Genomic DNA, 19921 nt, shown 5'->3' on the forward strand with positions numbered 1-19921 from the left:
CAATGAAAATTTTTATCTCCGCCGATATTGAAGGCATCGCAGGCGTGATGCGCCCGGAACAGTGCAGTCCGGGTCACGCCGAGTATCAGCTGGCACGTGGTCTGATGGAGCAGGAAATAAATGCCGCCATCGACGGCGCCTTTGCCGGTGGCGCAACGGAAGTGGTGGTTGCCGACAGTCATGCGCAGATGACCAATCTGCGGGCGGAAAACATCGATCCCCGCGCGCGTCTGGTGCAGGGTAAACCGCGCGGGTTATCGATGGTGGAAGGGCTGGAGCATCAGCCATACGACGGCATGATGTTCGTCGGTTTTCACAGCGCCGCAGGCGAGTTTGGCGTGCTGGCGCATACCATCAACGGTCGGGCGTTTTACCGGGTCAAAATCAACGGCGAAGTGATGGGCGAAAGCGATATCTATGCCGCCGCCGGCGCGGAGCAGAATGCGCCATTGTGGCTGGTGACCGGAGATGACAGGCTGCAACAGTGGATGGCCGATTACTATCCCTCGGCTGATTACGTCTGCGTCAAACGGGCGATTTCACACACCTGCGCCGAATCACTCAGCCCGGACGCCGCCCGCACCGCCATTCGTCAGGCCGCTGAAAAAGCAGTGAGGCGCGGCAGAAAAGTCAGCACCACCCGCGTTACCGCGCCTTACCAGCTGGAACTGATGGTCACTAAACCGGTACTCGGCGATCTGTTCTGCCTGGTCCCTGGCGTCACGCGGCTGGATGCCGTCACCGTCGGATACAGCGCCCAAAATATGGCGACCCTCGTCAGCCTGCTGAGCGCGTTCTCCTATCTGGCCTCGACGCAGAACTGAACCTGACCTGTGCAAACGTTTTTCAAGCTGGGTATTGTCGTTGTGGTTGATTATTGACCGACCAAAATTGTGCGCGTGGTCTGGTCAAACAGGTCAACTTTGTGGCTTGTGCTGACCAGTTTGCGGGTGGATGTATGCGCAAGATGAATCTGATCACCAATGATGGCAACCTCATCAAACACTCCGCCCGTTATATCGCTATCACCGCCTGTGGTTAACGCCGGTACTTCACCATCCGGCTGCGATTAAGCACCAGCTTCAGGCTGTCGCCGTCGACCTGCACGGCAAAGCGCTTCTGCCACAGGCCATCCTGCGCGGTGGCCAGCAGGCGGCCTTTGCCGAGCGGCACCAGCGTGGCGTGAATGGCGGCCGGGCCAATGCCCATCACCATCTTGTCACCGTTGATAACCAGCTCACTGCGCATCGCCGGGATGTGCCAGCGGCCCTGTACCGGCGGTAAGGTGGTGCTGTCCGCGTCCACCGGCACAAACTGGCGGGCGGCGAGGCCAATCTCACCGCTGATGGTGCTGCCCTGCTGGCGCAAACGAACCGGGAAGGTGCTGGACAGCGACACTGCTTCACCCGGCACGTCGCTGTGATAGAGATTCTCAGCATTGCCCAGCCAGTTGATGCTGTCGGCATTCACTTCCAGCCAGTCACTGCCTTCCTCCGCCACGTACAGACCGGGCGTCAGGCTGTGGCCGCGTTGCGGCAGCGATTGCCCTTGCAGCGCGGCCATGATCGCCAGCGCCGAATCGAAGCTGGCGACATCTTCGCGGTTGGCGACCAATGCCAGACCCACTTTTTGCTGCGGATCGAGCAGGAAATAGCTTTTATAACCGGCATGGGAACCGCCATGACCAACCAGTTTCACCTTGCCTGCCGACGAGTGGGCGATCCCCAGACCGTAGCCGGTCACCCGGCCATCGGCGAGCTGGCGCGGTGCAGCCAGCCTGTTCAGCGTCTGTTCTTCACGCAGCAGGTGCTGAAGCCATCGGCTGAGGTCGGTGACGCTGCCGGTAATACAGCCGGATGCCGACAGGTGCAGTCCGGCGCTGGCGAGCAACCACTGCTTGTTGTGCTGCCAGTAGCCCGGCACCAGGCCCGGCACGACGTCGAACCAGGTTTCCGGTGCGCTAAACGGGATGCCCAGCGGCCGGTTAATCTGCCCGGCGATAAGCTCAGAGAACAGCACGCCTTTGGCCTTCAGCGCTTCCTCGACCAGGCGATAGCCGGTATTGGAATAGGACACTTCACTGCCCGGCGGATAACTCAGGTCGCCCATCTCGGCCAGCAAAGCCAGTAAGGCCGCGGCGCTGGTGGCGTTGTAAACCGACAGGCCCAGCAGCGAGAGGGTTTCGCGCACGTCCGGCAGGCCGGAGGTCATATCCAGCGCGCGACCGACGGTCACCTGGCCGTTTTCGCCGGTCAGCTGCGGCAGATGCTGCACCAGCTTGTCCTCCAGCCCCAGATGCTGGCTGGCGGCACCGGTCACTAACGACGCGAAAATATGCTTGGTCACCGAGGCATAGCGCACCACGGTATCACCATCGAAGGCGCGGCCCTGCGCCAGATCCGCCAGGCCACCGGCGCTGATGCTGTGTATTTTTTCACTGTCGAACAGCGCGATAGCCCCGCCCGGTGCGCCGGGCTGTCCCCAGCCGGTGGTAATCTCGTCCGCAACCTTTTTCGCCTGCTGCCAGTTAAGGGTCATGCTGGTTCCTCCAGCGTCATGCTTAAATCAAACAGTTGCAGGGTGTGCGGGTGCTGAATGCGTCGCGCGCGCAGGTCGTCGGCGCTTAACATCTCAACCATTTCACCCTGTTGCATCACCCCAATATGCGCACACAGGTGGGTGACCACCGCCAGATTGTGCGTCACCATAATGTAGGTGAGTTTGCGTTCTTCCCGCAAATCACTGAGCAGATTCAGAATTTCCGCCTGCACCGACACGTCCAGTGCCGAGGTGGGTTCATCCAGCAGCAGCACTTCCGGTTCGGCTATCAATGCACGGGCAATCGCCACGCGCTGGCGTTGACCACCAGAGAGCTGATGGGGAAAACGGAAACGCACGCTGGCTGGCAGGCCAACGTCTGACAGTACCTGAGCGATGCGTTGCTCCGCGCGATCGATCCGGTGGATCAGCAGCGGCTCATGCAGAATGCGATCGATTGTCTGGCGCGGATGCAGCGATCCGTACGGATCCTGAAATACCATCTGCACCTGGCGGAAAAAGTTGCGCCCACGGTTGGCAGACAGCGCCATACCGCCGAAGGTCATCTCGCCGCGCCAGTCACTGTTCAGCCCAGCCAGCGCGCGCAGGATGGTGGATTTGCCTGAGCCGCTTTCGCCGACGATGCCGAAGCTGGCGCCGCTGGCGACGTCAAATGACACGCCCTTCACGACGTCAAGCGAACCAAAAGCAATGCGTAAGTCTTTAATTTTAATCATGGTTATTCCTCCCGCCACGCGGCTTCACGCTGCATCACGGGCAGACGCGCGCGCGGATGGCGGAGCGAAGGCAGGCACGCCAGCAGACCTTTAGTGTATGGATGCTGCGCCTGCTGCAGATCGCCCGCCGCCAGCATCTCGACAATGCGTCCGCTGTACATCACCGCCACGCGATCGCAAAAATGCGAGACCAGCGGCAGATCGTGACTGATCAGGATCAGCCCCATGCCGCGCATCGAAACCAGATCGTCAATCAGCCGTAAGATCTCCGCCTGCACCGTGGCATCCAGCGCGCTGGTCGGTTCATCGGCGATCAGCAGTTCAGGATCCGGTGCCAGCATCATCGCAATCATCACCCGCTGGCCCATGCCGCCCGACACCTCATGCGGATAGCGTTTCGCCACTAACGCCGGGTCGCGGATTTTCACCTGCGAAAGCAGATCGACGGCGGCCTTCAGCGCGTCGCGCTTGCTGCCGCCTTTGTGTTCACGCCAGGCCTCGGCAATCTGCTGACCAATGGTCATCACCGGATTCAGCGAGTATTTCGGGTCCTGCAAAATAAAGCCCACGCGTTTGCCGCGCACCTGACGCATGACTTTTTCACTGGCACCCCGCAGATCGATACCGTCGAAGCTCAGCTTATCCGCCGTGACCTTCGCGTTGCCGGGCAGCAACTGCATCAGGCAGCGCGCGGTCAGCGACTTGCCTGAGCCACTCTCACCGACGATGGCAAACTTCTCTTTGCCGACGCTGAATGAGACGCCGCGCACCGCTTCAAACGTCTCCGTGCCGCTGGTGAAGCCGATGCGTAAATTTTCAATTTCAACCAGCATTTACTGCTCCTTAGGATCCAGCACGTCACGCAGGCCATCGCCGAGGAAGTTGAAGGCCAGCGAGGTTAAAAAGATGGCGATGCAGGGCATCAGCGGCACCCACCATTCGCTGAACAGGAAGCGGCGCGCGGTGGCGATCATCGTTCCCCACTCAGGCGACGGTGGCTGCGCGCCCATCCCGAGGAAGCCAAGGCTGGCCGCGGTGATAATGATTGAGCTCATATCCAGCGTCACCCGCACAATCAGGCTGGGCACGCACAGCGGCATGATATGGCGCAACACGATGCGCAGCGGCGACGCGCCGCTAATCCGGCTGGCAGCGATAAAATCACTGTGACGAAACTGCAGCGTTTCGGCGCGGGCAAGGCGTGCGTAAGGCGGCCAGGCGGTGAGGGCAATCGCCAGAATGGCGCTCTCGACGCCGGGCGTTAAGGCAGCGACAAACGCCAGCGCCAGAATGAGCCGGGGAAAGGCCAGAAAGATATCGGTGATGCGCATCAGCGTTTTATCCAGCAGGCCACCGGCATAACCGGCGATACAGCCGATAAACAGGCCGATGGGCGCGGTGATCAACACCACCGCAATCACCATGCCTAAGGTGGTTCTGCCGCCAAACAGGATGCGGGTGAAAATGTCGCGTCCCAGCTCATCGGTGCCCAGCCAGTGCAGCGTCGAAGGGCGGGCCAGGCGGTTAGCCAGATCCTGAAAACCGGGATCGTAAGGCGTCAGCAGCGGTGCGGCCAGTGACAGCAGCAGCATCAGCAGCACCACCAGCAGGCCGCTCATCGCCAGCGGATGGCGCTTCAGCCCCAGCCACAGGCGATAACGTCTGCCCCACACCGCCTGACTGCGGGTGGTTGGCGTCTCGTTAAGTAGCCAGGCTCTTGATAAATTTGTCATTTTACGCGGGGATCCATAAGTCGGTAGAGAATATCGGCGCACAGATTCAGCAGCACATAGGCGGTGCCAACCAGCAGCGTCGCGCCGACAACCGGGTTCATATCGGCATTCATCAGCGAGGTGGTGAGGTATTGCCCCAGCCCCGGCCAGGAGAAGACGTTTTCGGTGACTACCGCGCCTTCCAGCAGCCCGGCATAGGTCAATGCCAGCACGGTCACCAGCTGAACCGCCACGGTCGGAAAGGCGTGACGCCAGACGACCCGACGTGAAGAGAGCCCTTTGGCGCGGGCGGTGATAACAAATTCGCCGCTCAGCGCGTTCAGCATAAAGGTGCGGGTCATACGGGTGATGTACGCCATGCTGAAATAGGCGAGGATCAGCACCGGCTGGGCCATATGCGCCAGCGCATCCCAGAAGGCGTCATAATCTTTCGCCAGCAGGGAATCCACCGTCAGCAGGCCGGTCACCTGCGGCACCATATCCTGATAAATGATGTCCTGACGGCCAGGGCCAGGCGCAATGCCCAACACCGCGTAGAACACCAGCAGGCTGAGGAGCGCGAGGACAAACACCGGCAGGGAGTGACCGGCCAGGCACAGCACGCGGATCACCTGATCGATCCATTTCCCCTGACGCACGGCGGCCCAGACGCCTAATGGAATGCCGATAATCGCCGCGACAATAATCGCCGCCGTTGCCAGTTCAAGCGTGGCCGGGAAAAAGCGGGCGATGTCCTGGCTGACCGGGTTAGAGGTCAGAATGGAGCGACCAAAGTCACCATGAAGAATTTGGGTCAGATAGTGCCAGAACTGAATGTACAGGGGCTGATCCAGCCCCATTTCCTGTCGAACGCGCTCGATGACGGCCTGCGGGGCGTTATCGCCTACCGCGGCCAGCACCGGATCGGTCGGCATCACCCGACCGATAAAGAACGTCAAAACCGACAGACCAAACAGCGTCAGCAGCAGGCTTCCCAGCGTGCTGGCAATACGGGTTAACCACGACATCAGGCTTTTTTCACCAACTCGTAAGGGTTGTCATTCAGCACGGTGATGTGCATGCCGGTGACGCCTTTGGTGCTGGCGTAGGTGTTCAGTTTCTGGAACATGAAAATGAACGGGCTCTTCTCGCGGTGCATGGTCTGGATCTGCTCATAGAGGGCAATACGTTTCGCCGGGTCTTTTTCGTGCAGGGCCGCTGCGGTCATTTTGTTGAAGTCTTCGTCGGACCAGCTGCAACGCCACGCCAGTGAACGCACGCGGGCGGTGTCGCTGTTATCGGTATTGACGCTGAACGCTTCGGTGTTGGAGTTCGGATCAAAATAGTCAGCGCCCCAGGCGGTGATCGCCAGCTGATGCTGACGGGCGCGCATCTTGGTCAGGACCTGGCGGTTTTCAGCGGAAATCAGCTGAACCTTGATGCCGATGGCACCGAGCTGCGTCTGGATAGCCTGAGCAATGTCCGGGAAAGGCTGGGCGGAGTAGTGATCCAGCGTCAGCTCAAACCCGTCCGGGTAGCCCGCTTCGGCCAGCAACGCTTTCGCTTTTGCCACATCCACCTTAAACGGCTGGTCGTTTAACGCCGCCGGGAAACCGGCTGGCAGTAGGCTCTGATGGACTTTGTAGGTCAGCGGAATAATATTTTTCTGGATGCTGTCGTAATCAATCGCCCACTTCAACGCCTGCCAGACCTGCGGCTTCTGCAAATGTTCGTTTTTGGTGTTGCAGGACATCAGCATCAGGGTGCCGACCATCTGCTGAACCACGTGGAAATTCGTGTCGCCCATCAGCGGCTTAAGCTGCTCGGTGGTCAGGTCGCGGGCGATATCCACATCGCCTTTTTGCAGCATCAGCAGCTGGGCAGAGGGGTCAATAATATGTTTGGCGATCACCCGCTTAATGGTGCTTTTTGACGGATGGTTGTCGTTTTTCTCCAGAATAATGCTCTCGCTGGCTTTCCACGCGCGCAGGGTGAACGGGCCGCTGCCGGCGCTGTGCTGCTTGATCCAGGCATTGCCCTGATCGTCGCCGGCCTGGTTCGCCAGCGCGGTTTTCTTCTGCACGATGCTGCCCACCGGCGCGGACAGGCAGTACAGCAGGAAGGTTTCGGCGGCGGGTTCCGCCAGGTTCAGCACCAGCGTGTGGGCATCTTTCGCCACAATCATCTGGTCAACGTTGTCTTTGGTGAAGCCGAACTGGTTGATGATAAAGGCCGGGCTCTTATCCAGCTTCACTACGCGTTGCAGCGAGAAGGCGGCATCATCGGCGGTCATCGGGCTGCCATCGGCGAATTTAACCGCCGGGTCGAGATGGAAGGTGAAGGTCTTGCTGTCGCTGCTGACGTCCCAGCTTTTCGCCAGTTCGCCCATCACTTCATTCGGCTTGGCCGGATTTGGCATTACCAGGCGTTGATAAAGGTTACCGCAGACTTCAGAGCCGATGGCTTCAAAGCTTTCGGCCGGATCCAGGCTGGTCATGTTGTCGAGCTGCATCGCCATCACCAGCATCGAAGGCGGGGTGGCGGCAAAGGCGCTGTTCAGAGAAAGGTAAGAGAGAAAAGGAACCGCACTGCATCCTGCAAGAAAACGTCTTCTGGTAACCATGGTATCTCCAACATATTGAAATTAAAGAAAAATAATGAATTTTATTGTGCTTTCTGTCTTGACAGCCACCGACGATCTCGGGTAGTACTGAAAGGAGAAGCTTTTTTTGCTGCGCGAAGCAGCATGCGCTTTGCTGGTGCAGCCTGCCTCAGCATGGCGCACCGTTAATCCCCTAACCTGAGAGCGGAATTCTCCCATGCAACAACTGCGTTCTGATGCCGTGACCGTGCCCGTCTTTGACGGCCATAACGATCTCCTGATGCGCCTGTGGCTGTCCCATCAGGACGATCCCGCTTCCGCTTTTCTCAACGGTCCGGCTGCGGGCCAGATGGACCTGCCACGAATGAAGCAGGGCGGTTTTGCAGGCGGTTTATTCGCGGCGTATGTGCCTTCGGCTGGATCCAGTGCAAGAAGCGCGCCAGCTGTCAGAAAAAACCGATCGGTGCCGGAATACAATGAGATAGAACCGACGCCATCGCGCGAAGAGGCGCTGGAAATCACCCTGTCTATGATTGCCACCTTATTGCGCATTGAGCAGCAGTCGGCGGGCGCGGCACGCATCTGCCGCACGGCGAAAGACATTCGTCAATGCATGCAGGACAGTGCAATCGCCATGGTGATGCACATCGAGGGAGCAGAAGCGCTGGATGAAGATCTGGCGTTACTGGAGGTGCTGTATGCCGCCGGTTTGCGCACGCTGGGCCCGCTGTGGAGCCGGCCGAATATTTTTGGTGACGGCGTGCCGTTCCGTTTCCCTTCATCGCCGGATATCGGCAACGGCCTGACGGACGCGGGATTAAGGCTGGTTCGCGCCTGTAACCAGAAGCGCATCATGGTGGATTTGTCGCATATGGATGAGAAGGGCTTCTGGCAAACGGCGAAAATCAGCGACGCGCCGCTGGTGGCCAGCCATTCCAACGCCCATGCGTTGTGCCCACAGTCGCGTAATCTGACCGATCGCCAGCTGGCGGCCATCCGCGAAACCCACGGCTTTGTCGGGGTGAATTTTGGCACCAGCTTCCTGCGTGGCGACGGTAAAAAAGCCGACGATGCCACGGTGCTGGAAATCGTCCGCCACGTGGATTACCTGGTTGAAAAGGTGGGTGAAGATAACGTCGGTTTTGGATCGGATTTTGACGGCACCACGCTGCCGCCGGATATGAAAGACGTGGCGGGATTGCCGTTGCTGGTCGGGGTGTTAAGCGAGCACGGTTACGACCGGCCATTGCTGGAAAAAATTTGCTACGGCAACTGGATCCGCGTGCTGGAAGCCACCTGGGGTGAATAACCATGCGCCTGCGCCATATTGAGGTTTTCCAGGCGATTGTTGAAGCCGGCAGCATCAGTGCGGCGGCGCGGCAGCTCAACGTCTCACAGCCGAACGTCAGCCGGGTGCTGAATCATGCCGAGCAGCAGCTCGGTTTTACCCTGTTTGAACGGCACAGCCAGGGAATGATCCCGACGCTGGAGGCGCAACGGTTGATCCCGGAGATCCGCGAGCTGTATGGCCGTCTGCAGGCGATCGGCGTGTTAACCGAGCAGCTGCGGCGCGGCGAAGGCCAGACGGTGCGGGTGGGCGCGGCCCATGCTTTTGGCCAGATGATCCTCGCCCCGGCGATGGTGGAATATCGCCGGCAAAACGGCTTCGTCAACGTCGACCTGGTGACCGAGCATTTCAGTACGCTGTGCCAGAACTTGCTGGAAGATCGGCTTGATTTTGCACTGGTGTTTGGTCAGCAGGTGCCGGCAGAACTGGTATCAGAACCGCTGTTTCACTCGTCAATGGTGGCCCTGTTGCCGGCGGATTCAGAGCAGACCTCGGCGGTGACGCTCGAGTGGCTATGCCAGAACAATTTGCTGATGATGCAGCAGGAAGATCCGCTGGGCCATGTGCTGCACCGCGCGCTGCGGGATAAGGCGCTGCAACCGGCCAATTCACTGTATATCAAGACCTATTCGGTGATCGCCGATATGGTGCTGGCCGGCGGTGGCGTGGGCATTGTCGACCTGTTTACCGGCCGCCGCTATGCCGACCAGCTGCGGGTGTTGCCGATCGCCCAGCCGTTGCCGTTTGAGGTAATGCTGATCGGCCGCCGCGACCGGCCACAATCGCAGTCTACGCTGCAACTCAAGCAGGTGATCCGCACCAGGCTGTGGGAGCTGGCGCGCCAGTGCGAGGCGCAAATTCACGCCGAACACTGAGCCGGCATCTGACCGAAATGCGCCGCGCTGCGCGAACAATTGGCGGTTTTTGCCGCAGCCGTCAACGAATGTCCGATGGAGTTAACAGTTCGGCGCTCTGCCGCTTTCTCTCTCCCGCGGCGGGTGCTTAAATCTGCTGTCGCTTAAAAAGATGCAGGAGGAGCTGTGCTGCCATCGCAAACCGTCAATGTGACCATCCCCCGTAACTGGGTAGACCTGTACGAAACCATCTGGAAACCCGAATTTTTCCCGAAGTGGGCCTCCGGCCTTAGCCAGTCATCGCTGGTCAGGGAAAGCACGCACTGGAAAGCCAACGGCCCGAACGGCGTGGTGAAACTGCGTTTTACCGAGCACAACCCCTGGGGCGTGATGGATCATTACGTCGATAGCGGTTTTGGCAAGGAAGTGTATGTGCCGATGCGCGTGGTGGGGAATGAAGCCGGGGCAACGGTGTTTATCACCGTGTTCCGACAGTCACTGATGTCTGAAGAGAAGTTTGCGCAGGATATTGAGTGGGTAAAGCGGGATTTGCAGGCGCTGCATACGCTGTTAACCACCTGACCGGCAACGCGGGGGAACCGCCGTTCTCCCCGCGCTGTCAGCAATGCTCTCAGAAATGAATCACACCTTTGATTAATTCCCGGTTGTGAATCACGTCCGCTTCAAACACCTCCGCCAGATCGGCAAACGCGAAGCGTTTATTCAACATCATCTCTGCGCTGATTTTGCCTGCGGCCATTAACTGGGCGACCTTCTCAAAATCTTCCTGAGTGGCATTGCGGCTGCCCATCAGCGTGGTCTCTTTCTTATGGAAATCGGTATCCGGGATCTGGATGTCGCCTTTGTGCAGACCGACAAACACAATGCTGCCGCCGTGGGCAATCAGCGAGACGCAGTTGTTCATGGCGTGCGGGTTACCGGTGGCATCAATCACCTTGCCCGGCAGGCGGCCGGAGAACTGCGCCCGCAGCTGCTGTTCGAAATCAGCGGCGGCGGCATCCAGCGCCGGCAGCGCCAGATTTTTTTCGACGTGGGAGCGGCGGAACGGGCTGGTATCGGCAACCACCACCCGCGCCCCGGCGGCATTGGCGATAGCGGCCACGCCCAGCCCGATCGGGCCGGCACCAACCACCAGCACGCTTTCGTCGGGCTGCACAGCCGCGCGGCGAACGGCATGAGCACTGATGGCAAAGGGTTCGATTAATGCCGCGGCTTCCGCATCAACGCCGGTGACATCCAGCAAATTACTTTCCGGCACGCTGAGGTAGTCACAAAAACCGCCGTCCTGATGGACACCAATCACCGAAATTTTCTCACAGCAGTTGGTTTTGCCGCTTTCGCAGGCGCCACAGGTGCCGCAGGAGAGGTAAGGGATCACCGAGACTTTCTGACCGACGCGGAAGCGGTGTGCGCCGGCACCCAGCGCCACAACCTCACCGCACAGCTCGTGGCCGAGTACGCGGGGATAACTGAAGAAGGGCTGATTACCTGCCCAGGCGTGGATATCGGTGCCGCAGATGCCGGCAGTCACAATCTTCAGCAGGGCTTCACCCGGCGCGGCATGGGGTTTCCCGCGCTGCTGGTAGGACATCTCTTTCGGCTGCTGGATCACCAGCGTGGTCATCATGGTCATGGGTTTTTCTCCGTTGTCTGGCCTGAGTTATGGAATAAAACCGGGCGTCCGCGCAGGGTGCTGCAGCGGATTTGTGACTGAACGCGCCTTTATCGGGCCTGAATTGGTTTTTAATGGATAAAAATCAGGAGAAGCCATGAGCCGCACGCAAAACCTTCGCCACAACGTGGTCAATCAGATGCTGGAAGGGATCGCCAGCCAGCATATCCGCTCGCCTTTGCCCCCGCAGGCGGCATTGGCGGAGATGTTCAACGTCAGCCGCACCACGGTTCGCCATACGCTGGCGCATCTGCATGAACGTGGCGTGCTGGATAAGGTGGAAGACCATTATCTGATCGTGCGTAAGCCCAGCCAGGATGACGGCTTCGATGCGGTCAGCACCTCGCTGGACGATCAGGCCCGCCAGTTTGAGCAGGCATTTTTCCAGATGATCAACCAGAAGACCTTGTCAGCCGGCGAAAGCTTTACCGAACTGCAGCTGGCGCAGCAGGTGGGGGTCAGTCCGGTGGTGGTGAGGGAGTTTTTGCTGCGCTTCAGCCGCTATAACCTGATTGAAAGCACCCGCCGCGGCCACTGGCTGATGAAGAAGTTCGACCGGCGTTATGCGGAAAAACTGTTTGAGCTGCGGGAAATGCTGGAGACGCACGCCCTGAACCGCTTTCTCAATCTTCCTGCCGATGATGAGCGCTGGATCAAAGCGCGTGACCTGCTTAGCCGCCACCGCGAGATGCGCGATACCATCGCCAGCAGTTACCGGATGTTTGCCCAGCTGGATCGCGAAATGCATCAGCTGATCCTCTCCGCGGCGGATAACCCGTTTATTGACCAGTCGCTGGAGATAATTTCGGTGATTTTCCATTCGCATTATCAATGGGATGAAAGCGATTTAAAGCAGCGTAATATCGTCGCGCTGGAGGAGCATATGGCGATCCTCACCGCAATAATCAGCCGCAATGACGTTGAGGCGAGCTGTGAATTACACCGTCATCTGGCGACCGCGAAACAGTCGATGATCCGCTCGATCAAACAGTACAGCGACTGATCCTGAAAAGGCTGCATCCGCACCCGGACGGGCGGCGGCATGCAGCCCGCCTTCAGAGATTACTTATCCGTTGGGCCACAGCCGCCAATGATTTTTGAGATGGAGACGGCCGGGTGCAGCAGATAGTCATAATTGCAGTCTTTCTCTTTGTTGTAGACGCTGCCGCTACAGCCGGAAAGGGTGGTAATAACAGCGGTCAGCAGTGCGAATTTCATGACGTTTTTCATCGGTGATAAATCCTTTTATAAAGTGAACGTGCCGGTCAGCCCGACACAACGCGCAGTATTATTTTTTGCAGCGGGTGGCGGTCAATCATTAATTGGCGGTGCGCGTGCCCGTGATTTAACCGGAATTACCGGGCTGTTCCGGTCCGCGTACGCCCGTCTGCGGGGGGATAAAGTGACTGGGATCTCGCTTTGCGCCGGGGCTTAGGGATAAAAAACCAATAAAAAACGGCAAAGCCCAATCTGTAGCACGGAACCGCAACATGATTACCCCAGGTAATTAACAGGGCATTTACTCTGGGCAGGACATCTTCACCGCCGAGCGCGGATTACAAGAACACCTGACACTGGGGAATGCTTTATGGAAAACAGCCCGATTGTGACTGGCAGCGGCCATCAACTTGGCTCTGACAAAGAGACGGTAGAAATCGTCCCGGCGCACGGCAAACTGGTACGTTCAGCGCGCATCAAACGCGTGCAAACCACCGCGATGATCCTGCTGTTCCTCGCCGCCGTGATTAACTACCTCGACCGCAGCTCGCTTTCGGTGGCTAACATGACCATCCGTGGCGATATGGGGCTGAGCGCCACCGAAATCGGCATGCTGTTGTCGGCCTTCTCGCTGGCGTACGGTATCGCCCAGCTGCCTTGCGGCACGCTGCTGGACCGTAAAGGCCCGCGCATTATGCTGGGGATCGGCATGTTCGTCTGGTCCTGCTTCCAGGCCCTGTCCGGGCTGGTGCAGAGCTTCACCCAGTTCATTCTGGTGCGTATTGGCCTGGGAATTGGCGAAGCGCCGATGAACCCGTGCGGCGTCAAGGTGATCAACGACTGGTTCAATATCAAAGAGCGCGGGATGCCGATGGGCTTCTTTAACGCCGCCTCGATGATTGGCCTGGCGATCAGCCCACCGATTCTGGCGGCGATGATGCTGACCATGGGCTGGCGCGGCATGTTCGTTACTATCGGACTGCTGGGCATCTTCCTCTCTGCCGGTTGGTACATGCTGTACCGCAACCGCGATAACAAAACGCTGACCAAAGAAGAAGTGAACTATCTGGAAGCCGGCAGCGTCGTCGCACGCAAAGAGCCGATGAGCATGAAAGAGTGGCGCGGCCTGTTTAAGAACCGCACCATGTGGGGGATGATGATTGGCTTCAGCGGCATCAACTACACCGCGTGGCTGTATCTGGCCTGGCTGCCGGGCTACCTGCAAACCACCTATCATCTGGATTTGAAAGCGACAGGCTGGCTGACGGCGATCCCGTTCCTGTTCGGTGCGGCAGGGATGTTACTGAATGGCTATGTGGTTGATGCGCTGGTGCGCCGCGGCATGCAGCCGGTCAAAACCCGTAAAATCTGTATCGTTGCCGGTATGCTGTTCTCCGCGGCCTTTACCGCCGTGGTGGTGCAGGCAACCACCACATACGCGGCCGTGGTGCTGATCGGTATGGCACTGTTCTGTATCCACTTTGCCGGCACCTCCTGCTGGGGCCTGATCCACGTGAACGTCACCTCCCGTATGACGGCGTCCGTCGGCAGTATCCAGAACTTCGCGAGCTTTATCTTCGCCTCGTTCGCCCCGGTCTTAACCGGCTTTATCCTCGATAAAACCGGCTCGTTCAACATGGCGTTAATGGTCTGTGCCTGCGTCACCGTACTTGGCGCGCTCTCTTACCTGTTTATCGTCCGCGACCCGATTGTCGATGCCGTAGCCTAACGACTGAGTCAGTAAATAAAGGCAGCGCTATAAAGGCGCTGCCTTTTTTATTTCCAGGCAGGATGATTATTTGTGGGGAAATGCAGATTGTTGCTACCTGATTTCAAGCCGCTTGCACAAAATTTGGATCCAGTTTTAAGTTTAAATAAGTGCTACGCAGGGAAGGTGATATTGTGCGCTACACTGCGCGCGGGCGTATATCCTGACAGGGTAAAAGCCGCTTTTTACCTGCGGCTTTGGTGGCATAAAGGTGTACATAGTCAACCAATGGTGTACTCTGGCGTTTAACAGAGAGAGTTATCAGTGAGCTATGCGATAGAGTTTATCGAGACGTCAACATTCACGCGACAGATAAAGTTGATTGCCACAGATGATGAGCTTAAGGATTTACAGAAAGAGCTGATTGGGTCGCCAGAGAAAGGCGATGTGATAAGGAATAAGGGTGGCCTGCGCAAAATCAGGATGGCGACAGGCTCGCAAGGTAAAAGTGGCAGCGCCAGGGTCATTTATTTTCTTGCTACAAAAAGGGTTATTTATCTTGTCATGGCCTATCCGAAAAACGTTAAGGTTAGCCTGACTGATGCGTAAAAAGTCCAGCTGAAAAAGTTAACTAAATTATTGAAAAGCGAGGTGTGATATGAACATTTTTGACGATCTTAAAGCGTCTTTAGAAGAGGCTGTGGATATCAGGAATGGCGATAAAGCGCCTGGCAATGTCACCCGCTATGAGATTGCCGATGTCAGGGCGATCCGGGAGCAGCTAAACGTTTCGCAAAGTGAAATGGCCAGGGCTCTGGGTACCAGCGTTGATACAATTAAAAGCTGGGAAAGTAAAAGGCGTAATCCCACCGGTCTGGCGGCTAAAGTGTTGGCCGCTATTCATGCCAATCCCGCATTTTTTCGGGAACTGGCCTCGCAGTAATTAATATAGGCACCCCAGCCTTTTTTTATACTTTTTTTACACCCCGCCCCTGCATTTTTACATCAACTTTGCACCCCGCTCGCAACAATAGAGGCCTTCGAAAGCGCCTCTGGAGGTGTGTTGTGAGCATGGCCTTAATTACCGGCATTGTGCTGGTGTTCCTGTTGTTGGGCTATCTGGTATATGCCCTGATTAATGCGGAGGCGTTCTGATGGCCGCCAGCGCATTTTTACTGATCGCCAGCTATCTGCTGCTGTTGATGATCCTCGCCCGTCCGTTGGGTAGCGGTCTTGCTCGCCTGATTGACGATCGTCCGCTGGCCGGTGTTGCCGGCTTCGAACGCCTGCTCTGGCGCGCCAGCGGCGTAGCGTCTGAATCCATGAGCTGGCGCAGCTATTTGCTCGCAATCCTGCTGTTTAACCTCGGCGGCCTGATCCTGCTGACAGTGATGCTAATGACCCAGGCCAGCCTGCCGCTTAACCCGCAGCACCTGCCGAATCTGAGCTGGCATCTGGCGCTGAATACCGCCGTCAGCTTTGTCACCAACACCAACTGGCAGGCCTATGCTGGCGAAAGCACGCTCAGCTACTTTAGCCAGATGGTGGGCCTGACCGTGCAGAACTTCCTCTCGGCCGCGACCGGGATTGCGGTGGCCTTCGCGCTGATCCGCGGCTTTGCTAACCGCTCACTGGGCACGCTGGGCAACGCGTGGCGGGATATGACCCGCATCACGCTGTATGTGTTGCTGCCGCTTTCCCTGCTGATTGCACTGTTCTTTGTCAGCCAGGGCACGCTGCAAAACGTTAACGGCTATCTGGATCTCACCACGCTGGAAGGGGTGAAACAGACGCTGCCGATGGGGCCGGTCGCCTCGCAGGAAGCGATCAAAATGCTTGGCACCAACGGCGGCGGTTTCTTTAACGCTAACTCGGCGCATCCGTTTGAAAACCCGACCGCGTTAAGCAACGTCGTGCAGATGCTGGCGATATTTCTGATCCCGGCCGCTTTGTGCTTTGCCTTTGGCGATGTGGTGAAAGACCGCCGTCAGGGCCATGCGCTGCTGTGGGCGATGTCGCTGATGTTTATTTGCGCGGTGGTGGTGGTGATGTGGGCCGAACTGAAAGGCAATCCGCACTTCCTCAGCCTGGGTGCCGACAGCGCCATCAATATGGAAGGCAAAGAGACCCGCTTTGGCATTCTCAACTCCAGCCTGTTCGCGGTGATCACTACCGCCGCCTCGTGCGGCGCAGTCAACGCGATGCATGACTCCTTTACCGCGCTGGGCGGCATGGTGCCGATGTGGCTGATGCAGATTGGCGAAGTGGTGTTTGGCGGCGTCGGGGCCGGGCTGTACGGCATGCTGCTGTTTGTCCTGCTGGCGGTGTTTATCGCCGGCTTGATGATCGGTCGCACGCCGGAATATCTCGGCAAAAAAATCGACGTCTGGGAAATGAAAATGACCGCGCTGGCGATCCTGATCACGCCGACGCTGGTTCTGCTCGGCACCGCGCTGGCGATGATGACCGACGCCGGACGCAGCGGTATGGCGAACCCCGGCATCCACGGCTTCAGCGAAGTGCTGTATGCGGTGTCGTCGGCCGCCAACAACAACGGCAGTGCCTTTGCCGGTCTGAGCGCCAATACCCCGTTCTGGAACCTGCTGCTGGCGTTCTGCATGTTGGTCGGCCGCTTTGGCATCATCATTCCGGTGATGGCGATTGCCGGATCGCTGGCGATGAAAAAAGTGCAGCCGGTGGGCAACGGCACGCTGCCGACCCACGGGGTGCTGTTTATCGCTCTGCTGATTGGCACGGTGCTGCTGGTAGGCGCACTGACGTTTATCCCTGCTCTGGCTCTGGGGCCAGTGGCGGAACACCTGATCATGTTTGCACATTAATCGCCGGAGAGAAGGATCATGAGTCGTAATCAACAGGCGCTGTTTGACGGTGCGCTGATAAGGGTCGCCCTGGGCGATGCCCTGAAAAAAATGAGCCCACGCGTGCAGTTCCGCAATCCGGTGATGTTTGTTGTCTGGCTGGGCAGCGTGCTCACCACGCTGCTGGCGCTGGCCATGCTGGCAGGCAAAACGCCAGGTAGCGCCGGCTTTACCGGGGCGATTTCGCTGTGGCTGTGGTTCACCGTGCTGTTCGCAAACTTTGCTGAAGCGCTAGCCGAAGGGCGCAGTAAAGCGCAGGCCAACAGCCTGAAAGGCATCCAGAAAACCAGCTATGCCAAAAAAATGGCGGCGGCAAAATACGGGTCGGCGCATCAGCAGGTCGCGGCAGATTCGCTGCGCAAAGGCGATGTGGTGCTGGTGGAAGCCGGTGACATCATTCCCTGCGATGGCGAAGTGCTGGAAGGCGGCGCATCCGTCGATGAGAGTGCGATAACCGGCGAATCTGCACCGGTGATCCGCGAATCAGGCGGCGACTTTGCGTCGGTCACCGGCGGGACGCGCATCCTCTCTGACTGGCTGGTGATCCAGTGCAGCGTTAACCCTGGCGAAACTTTCCTCGACCGGATGATCGCCATGGTAGAAGGCGCAACAAGGCGCAAAACCCCGAACGAAATCGCGCTGACCATCCTGCTGGTGGCGCTGACCATCGTCTTCCTGTTGGCGACGGCCACGCTCTATCCGTTCACGGTCTGGGGCGGGGATCCGGTCAGTATCACCGTGCTGGTGGCGCTCCTGGTCTGCCTGATACCGACCACTATTGGTGGCCTGCTGTCCGCGATTGGCGTGGCGGGGATGAGCCGGATGCTGGCCGCTAACGTCATCGCCACCAGTGGACGTGCGGTGGAAGCTGCGGGCGATGTCGATGTGCTGATGCTGGATAAAACCGGCACCATCACCCTCGGCAACCGCCAGGCCACCCAGTTTATGCCTGCGCCGGGCGTCAGCGAAGAGCAGCTGGCCGACGCTGCACAGCTGGCGTCGCTGGCCGATGAGACGCCGGAAGGGCGCAGCATCGTGGTGCTGGCCAAGCAGAAATTTAACCTGCGCGAGCGCGATCTCAACAGCATGGGCGCGACCTTTATTCCGTTCTCAGCCCAGACGCGAATGAGCGGCGTCAACGTGCAGGATCGCATGGTGCGGAAAGGGGCAGTCGACGCCGTTCGCCGCCATATCGACAGCAATGGCGGCACCTTCCCGGCAGAAGTGAACAGGCTGGTGGAGGACGTGGCTCGCAGCGGCGGCACGCCGTTAGTGGTCTGCGATGGCGCCAAAGTGATGGGCGTGGTGGCGCTGAAAGACATTGTGAAAGGTGGCATCAAAGAACGTTTTGCCGAGCTGCGCAAAATGGGCATCAAAACCATCATGATCACCGGCGATAACCCGCTGACGGCGGCGGCGATTGCCGCTGAAGCGGGCGTGGACGATTTCCTGTCAGAAGCGACCCCGGAAGCCAAGCTGGCGCTGATCCGTCAGTATCAGGCGGAAGGACGTCTGGTGGCGATGACCGGCGATGGCACCAACGATGCCCCGGCGCTGGCGCAGGCGGACGTGGCGGTGGCGATGAACTCGGGCACCCAGGCAGCGAAAGAAGCGGGCAATATGGTGGATCTGGATTCCAACCCGACCAAATTGCTGGAAGTGGTGCATATCGGTAAGCAGATGCTGATGACGCGGGGATCGCTCACCACCTTCAGTATCGCCAATGACGTGGCCAAGTATTTCGCCATCATTCCGGCCGCGTTTGCGGTGACCTATCCGCAGCTGAATGCGCTGAACGTGATGCGCCTGCACTCGCCGGACTCCGCCATTCTGTCGGCGGTGATCTTTAACGCGCTGGTGATTGTGTTCCTGATCCCGCTGGCGTTGCGTGGGGTCAGCTACCGTCCGCTGAGTGCCGCCGCGCTGCTGCGTCGTAATCTGTGGATTTATGGTTTTGGTGGCCTGCTGGTACCGTTTGCCGGCATCAAGCTAATCGATATGTTACTGACCCTGACCGGTTGGTTGTAAGGAGTGAGCATCATGAGTCAATTACGTCCTGCGGTGATTTTGCTGCTGTTACTAACGTTAATCACCGGGCTGATTTATCCTTTACTCACCACCACGCTGGCCCAGTGGTGGTTCCCTTCGCAGGCCAACGGTTCACTGTTGATAAATGATGGGAAAACGCAGGGATCGGCGTTGATTGGGCAGAACTTCACGCAGCCGAACTATTTTTGGGGCCGCCCTTCCGCCACCGGCGATTCACCTTATAATCCGCTGGCGTCGTCGGGCAGCAACCTGGCGGGCAGCAACCCGGCGCTCGATGACGCGGTAAAACAGCGGGTGGCGGCATTACGTAAAGCCAATCCGCAGGCCAGCGCGGCGGTGCCGGTCGATTTGGTGACGGCATCGGGCAGTGGCCTGGATCCGCAGATTTCACCGGAAGCGGCCTTCTGGCAGGCACCGCGCGTGGCGGCGGCGCGTCAGCTGCCGCTGCAAGAGGTGAAAAGGCTGATTGAGGATAATACCCATACGCCATTCCCCGGCTTTATTGGCGAACCGGCGGTCAACGTGGTGACGCTGAACCTGGCGCTGGATGCATTGCGATAACTGACACCTTAACAGGGAGCGT

General features: G+C 58.5%; 21 protein-coding genes. 13 read left to right on the forward strand and 8 right to left on the reverse strand.

The genetic code is table 11. From position 1 onward, the window contains the following. Positions 1-2: 2 nt before the first annotated feature. Entirely contained in the window at positions 3-824 is an 822-nt protein-coding gene (locus AC1UKS_RS01095; RefSeq protein ID WP_482435404.1) for a M55 family metallopeptidase, read from the forward strand. A gap of 53 nt (positions 825-877) precedes the next feature. After that, the gene (locus AC1UKS_RS01100; RefSeq protein ID WP_482435405.1) at positions 878-1042 is read left to right on the forward strand and encodes a hypothetical protein; all 165 of its coding nucleotides are present in this window, start codon (positions 878-880) and stop codon (positions 1040-1042) included. Here the strand turns inward: AC1UKS_RS01100 and AC1UKS_RS01105 are convergent. The 6 genes from AC1UKS_RS01105 to AC1UKS_RS01130 are packed head-to-tail and all read right to left on the reverse strand — an operon-like array spanning position 1039 to position 7610. Further along, positions 1039-2538 carry a serine hydrolase domain-containing protein gene (locus AC1UKS_RS01105; protein WP_482435406.1) on the reverse strand — a complete coding sequence of 500 codons (1500 nt, stop codon included), beginning with the start codon at positions 2536-2538 and terminating at the stop codon, positions 1039-1041. The two genes, AC1UKS_RS01100 and AC1UKS_RS01105, sit on opposite strands and share 4 nt — an antisense overlap. After that, positions 2535-3275, reverse strand: coding sequence for an ABC transporter ATP-binding protein (locus tag AC1UKS_RS01110; RefSeq protein ID WP_265909209.1), 741 nt, complete (start codon positions 3273-3275; stop codon positions 2535-2537). Before AC1UKS_RS01110 ends, AC1UKS_RS01105 begins: the two co-directional genes overlap by 4 nt. Positions 3276-3277: 2 nt before the next feature. Continuing rightward, positions 3278-4108, reverse strand: a complete 831-nt coding sequence (locus AC1UKS_RS01115; RefSeq protein WP_482435408.1) for an ABC transporter ATP-binding protein — start codon at positions 4106-4108, stop codon at positions 3278-3280. Further along, the gene (locus tag AC1UKS_RS01120) at positions 4109-5008 is read right to left on the reverse strand and encodes an ABC transporter permease (protein WP_013204352.1); all 900 of its coding nucleotides are present in this window, start codon (positions 5006-5008) and stop codon (positions 4109-4111) included. It lies immediately after the preceding gene. Further along, on the reverse strand, positions 5005-6015 hold the full coding sequence (locus tag AC1UKS_RS01125) for an ABC transporter permease (RefSeq protein ID WP_482435409.1): 1011 nt from the start codon (positions 6013-6015) through the stop codon (positions 5005-5007). Before AC1UKS_RS01125 ends, AC1UKS_RS01120 begins: the two co-directional genes overlap by 4 nt. Further along, positions 6015-7610 carry an ABC transporter substrate-binding protein gene (locus AC1UKS_RS01130; protein WP_482435411.1) on the reverse strand — a complete coding sequence of 532 codons (1596 nt, stop codon included), beginning with the start codon at positions 7608-7610 and terminating at the stop codon, positions 6015-6017. The genes AC1UKS_RS01125 and AC1UKS_RS01130 overlap by 1 nt, the downstream gene beginning before the upstream one ends. Before the next feature lie 196 nt (positions 7611-7806). Between AC1UKS_RS01130 and AC1UKS_RS01135 the strand changes: the two genes are divergently transcribed. The 3 genes from AC1UKS_RS01135 to AC1UKS_RS01145 all read left to right on the forward strand — a co-directional run bounded on the left by AC1UKS_RS01135 (position 7807) and on the right by AC1UKS_RS01145 (position 10373). Then, entirely contained in the window at positions 7807-8898 is a 1092-nt protein-coding gene (locus tag AC1UKS_RS01135; RefSeq protein WP_482435412.1) for a dipeptidase, read from the forward strand. Between the two features lie 2 nt (positions 8899-8900). Continuing rightward, positions 8901-9812 carry a LysR family transcriptional regulator gene (locus tag AC1UKS_RS01140; protein WP_482435413.1) on the forward strand — a complete coding sequence of 304 codons (912 nt, stop codon included), beginning with the start codon at positions 8901-8903 and terminating at the stop codon, positions 9810-9812. Between the two features lie 165 nt (positions 9813-9977). Next, entirely contained in the window at positions 9978-10373 is a 396-nt protein-coding gene (locus tag AC1UKS_RS01145) for a polyketide cyclase (RefSeq protein WP_105760420.1), read from the forward strand. A gap of 49 nt (positions 10374-10422) precedes the next feature. Here AC1UKS_RS01145 and AC1UKS_RS01150 read toward each other — a convergent pair whose 3' ends face one another. After that, entirely contained in the window at positions 10423-11445 is a 1023-nt protein-coding gene (locus AC1UKS_RS01150; RefSeq protein ID WP_482435414.1) for a zinc-binding alcohol dehydrogenase family protein, read from the reverse strand. A gap of 136 nt (positions 11446-11581) precedes the next feature. Here AC1UKS_RS01150 and AC1UKS_RS01155 point away from each other — a divergent pair, with 136 nt between their 5' ends. Then, positions 11582-12487 carry a GntR family transcriptional regulator gene (locus AC1UKS_RS01155; RefSeq protein WP_482435416.1) on the forward strand — a complete coding sequence of 302 codons (906 nt, stop codon included), beginning with the start codon at positions 11582-11584 and terminating at the stop codon, positions 12485-12487. A 59-nt stretch (positions 12488-12546) separates the two neighbouring features. Here the strand turns inward: AC1UKS_RS01155 and AC1UKS_RS01160 are convergent, their stop codons facing one another. Next, positions 12547-12714, reverse strand: a complete 168-nt coding sequence (locus AC1UKS_RS01160; protein ID WP_206404284.1) for a YhfL family protein — start codon at positions 12712-12714, stop codon at positions 12547-12549. Positions 12715-13201: 487 nt separating this feature from the next. On the opposite strand from AC1UKS_RS01160, the gene AC1UKS_RS01165 reads away from it, so the two are divergent. From AC1UKS_RS01165 to kdpC, 7 genes are all read left to right on the forward strand, one after another. Beyond that, the gene (locus AC1UKS_RS01165; protein WP_482436862.1) at positions 13202-14431 is read left to right on the forward strand and encodes an MFS transporter; all 1230 of its coding nucleotides are present in this window, start codon (positions 13202-13204) and stop codon (positions 14429-14431) included. 303 nt (positions 14432-14734) lie between these two features. Next, the gene (locus AC1UKS_RS01170; RefSeq protein WP_482435418.1) at positions 14735-15019 is read left to right on the forward strand and encodes a type II toxin-antitoxin system RelE/ParE family toxin; all 285 of its coding nucleotides are present in this window, start codon (positions 14735-14737) and stop codon (positions 15017-15019) included. 49 nt (positions 15020-15068) lie between these two features. Further along, the gene (gene nadS / locus AC1UKS_RS01175; protein WP_482435419.1) at positions 15069-15353 is read left to right on the forward strand and encodes a NadS family protein; all 285 of its coding nucleotides are present in this window, start codon (positions 15069-15071) and stop codon (positions 15351-15353) included. Between the two features lie 122 nt (positions 15354-15475). Then, complete coding sequence (gene kdpF / locus AC1UKS_RS01180; protein ID WP_082267203.1) at positions 15476-15565, forward strand: K(+)-transporting ATPase subunit F; 90 nt, start codon at positions 15476-15478, stop codon at positions 15563-15565. After that, on the forward strand, positions 15565-17250 hold the full coding sequence (gene kdpA, locus AC1UKS_RS01185) for a potassium-transporting ATPase subunit KdpA (protein WP_482435420.1): 1686 nt from the start codon (positions 15565-15567) through the stop codon (positions 17248-17250). Before kdpF ends, kdpA begins: the two co-directional genes overlap by 1 nt. Before the next feature lie 18 nt (positions 17251-17268). Continuing rightward, entirely contained in the window at positions 17269-19317 is a 2049-nt protein-coding gene (gene kdpB / locus AC1UKS_RS01190) for a potassium-transporting ATPase subunit KdpB (protein ID WP_482435421.1), read from the forward strand. 12 nt (positions 19318-19329) lie between these two features. Continuing rightward, positions 19330-19899: a potassium-transporting ATPase subunit KdpC gene (gene kdpC / locus AC1UKS_RS01195; protein ID WP_482435422.1), complete on the forward strand. Its 570-nt coding sequence runs from the start codon at positions 19330-19332 to the stop codon at positions 19897-19899. Positions 19900-19921 lie beyond the last annotated feature (22 nt).

The sequence above is a fragment of the Erwinia sp. AK-PDG3-5 genome (genome assembly GCF_056821705.1).

Bases quoted from the DNA above. Each gene is read 5' to 3' on its own strand.
- AC1UKS_RS01095 (WP_482435404.1), top strand. From the start codon at position 3: ATGAAAATTTTTATCTCCGCCGATATTGAAGGCATCGCAGGCGTGATG.
- AC1UKS_RS01105 (WP_482435406.1), bottom strand. From the start codon at position 2,538: ATGACCCTTAACTGGCAGCAGGCGAAAAAGGTTGCGGACGAGATTACC.
- AC1UKS_RS01110 (WP_265909209.1), bottom strand. From the start codon at position 3,275: ATGATTAAAATTAAAGACTTACGCATTGCTTTTGGTTCGCTTGACGTC.
- AC1UKS_RS01115 (WP_482435408.1), bottom strand. From the start codon at position 4,108: ATGCTGGTTGAAATTGAAAATTTACGCATCGGCTTCACCAGCGGCACG.
- AC1UKS_RS01120 (WP_013204352.1), bottom strand. From the start codon at position 5,008: ATGACAAATTTATCAAGAGCCTGGCTACTTAACGAGACGCCAACCACC.
- AC1UKS_RS01125 (WP_482435409.1), bottom strand. From the start codon at position 6,015: ATGTCGTGGTTAACCCGTATTGCCAGCACGCTGGGAAGCCTGCTGCTG.
- AC1UKS_RS01130 (WP_482435411.1), bottom strand. From the start codon at position 7,610: ATGGTTACCAGAAGACGTTTTCTTGCAGGATGCAGTGCGGTTCCTTTT.
- AC1UKS_RS01135 (WP_482435412.1), top strand. From the start codon at position 7,807: ATGCAACAACTGCGTTCTGATGCCGTGACCGTGCCCGTCTTTGACGGC.
- AC1UKS_RS01140 (WP_482435413.1), top strand. From the start codon at position 8,901: ATGCGCCTGCGCCATATTGAGGTTTTCCAGGCGATTGTTGAAGCCGGC.
- AC1UKS_RS01150 (WP_482435414.1), bottom strand. From the start codon at position 11,445: ATGACCATGATGACCACGCTGGTGATCCAGCAGCCGAAAGAGATGTCC.
- AC1UKS_RS01155 (WP_482435416.1), top strand. From the start codon at position 11,582: ATGAGCCGCACGCAAAACCTTCGCCACAACGTGGTCAATCAGATGCTG.
- AC1UKS_RS01160 (WP_206404284.1), bottom strand. From the start codon at position 12,714: ATGAAAAACGTCATGAAATTCGCACTGCTGACCGCTGTTATTACCACC.
- AC1UKS_RS01165 (WP_482436862.1), top strand. From the start codon at position 13,202: ATGATCCTGCTGTTCCTCGCCGCCGTGATTAACTACCTCGACCGCAGC.
- nadS (WP_482435419.1), top strand. From the start codon at position 15,069: ATGAACATTTTTGACGATCTTAAAGCGTCTTTAGAAGAGGCTGTGGAT.
- kdpA (WP_482435420.1), top strand. From the start codon at position 15,565: ATGGCCGCCAGCGCATTTTTACTGATCGCCAGCTATCTGCTGCTGTTG.
- kdpB (WP_482435421.1), top strand. From the start codon at position 17,269: ATGAGTCGTAATCAACAGGCGCTGTTTGACGGTGCGCTGATAAGGGTC.
- kdpC (WP_482435422.1), top strand. From the start codon at position 19,330: ATGAGTCAATTACGTCCTGCGGTGATTTTGCTGCTGTTACTAACGTTA.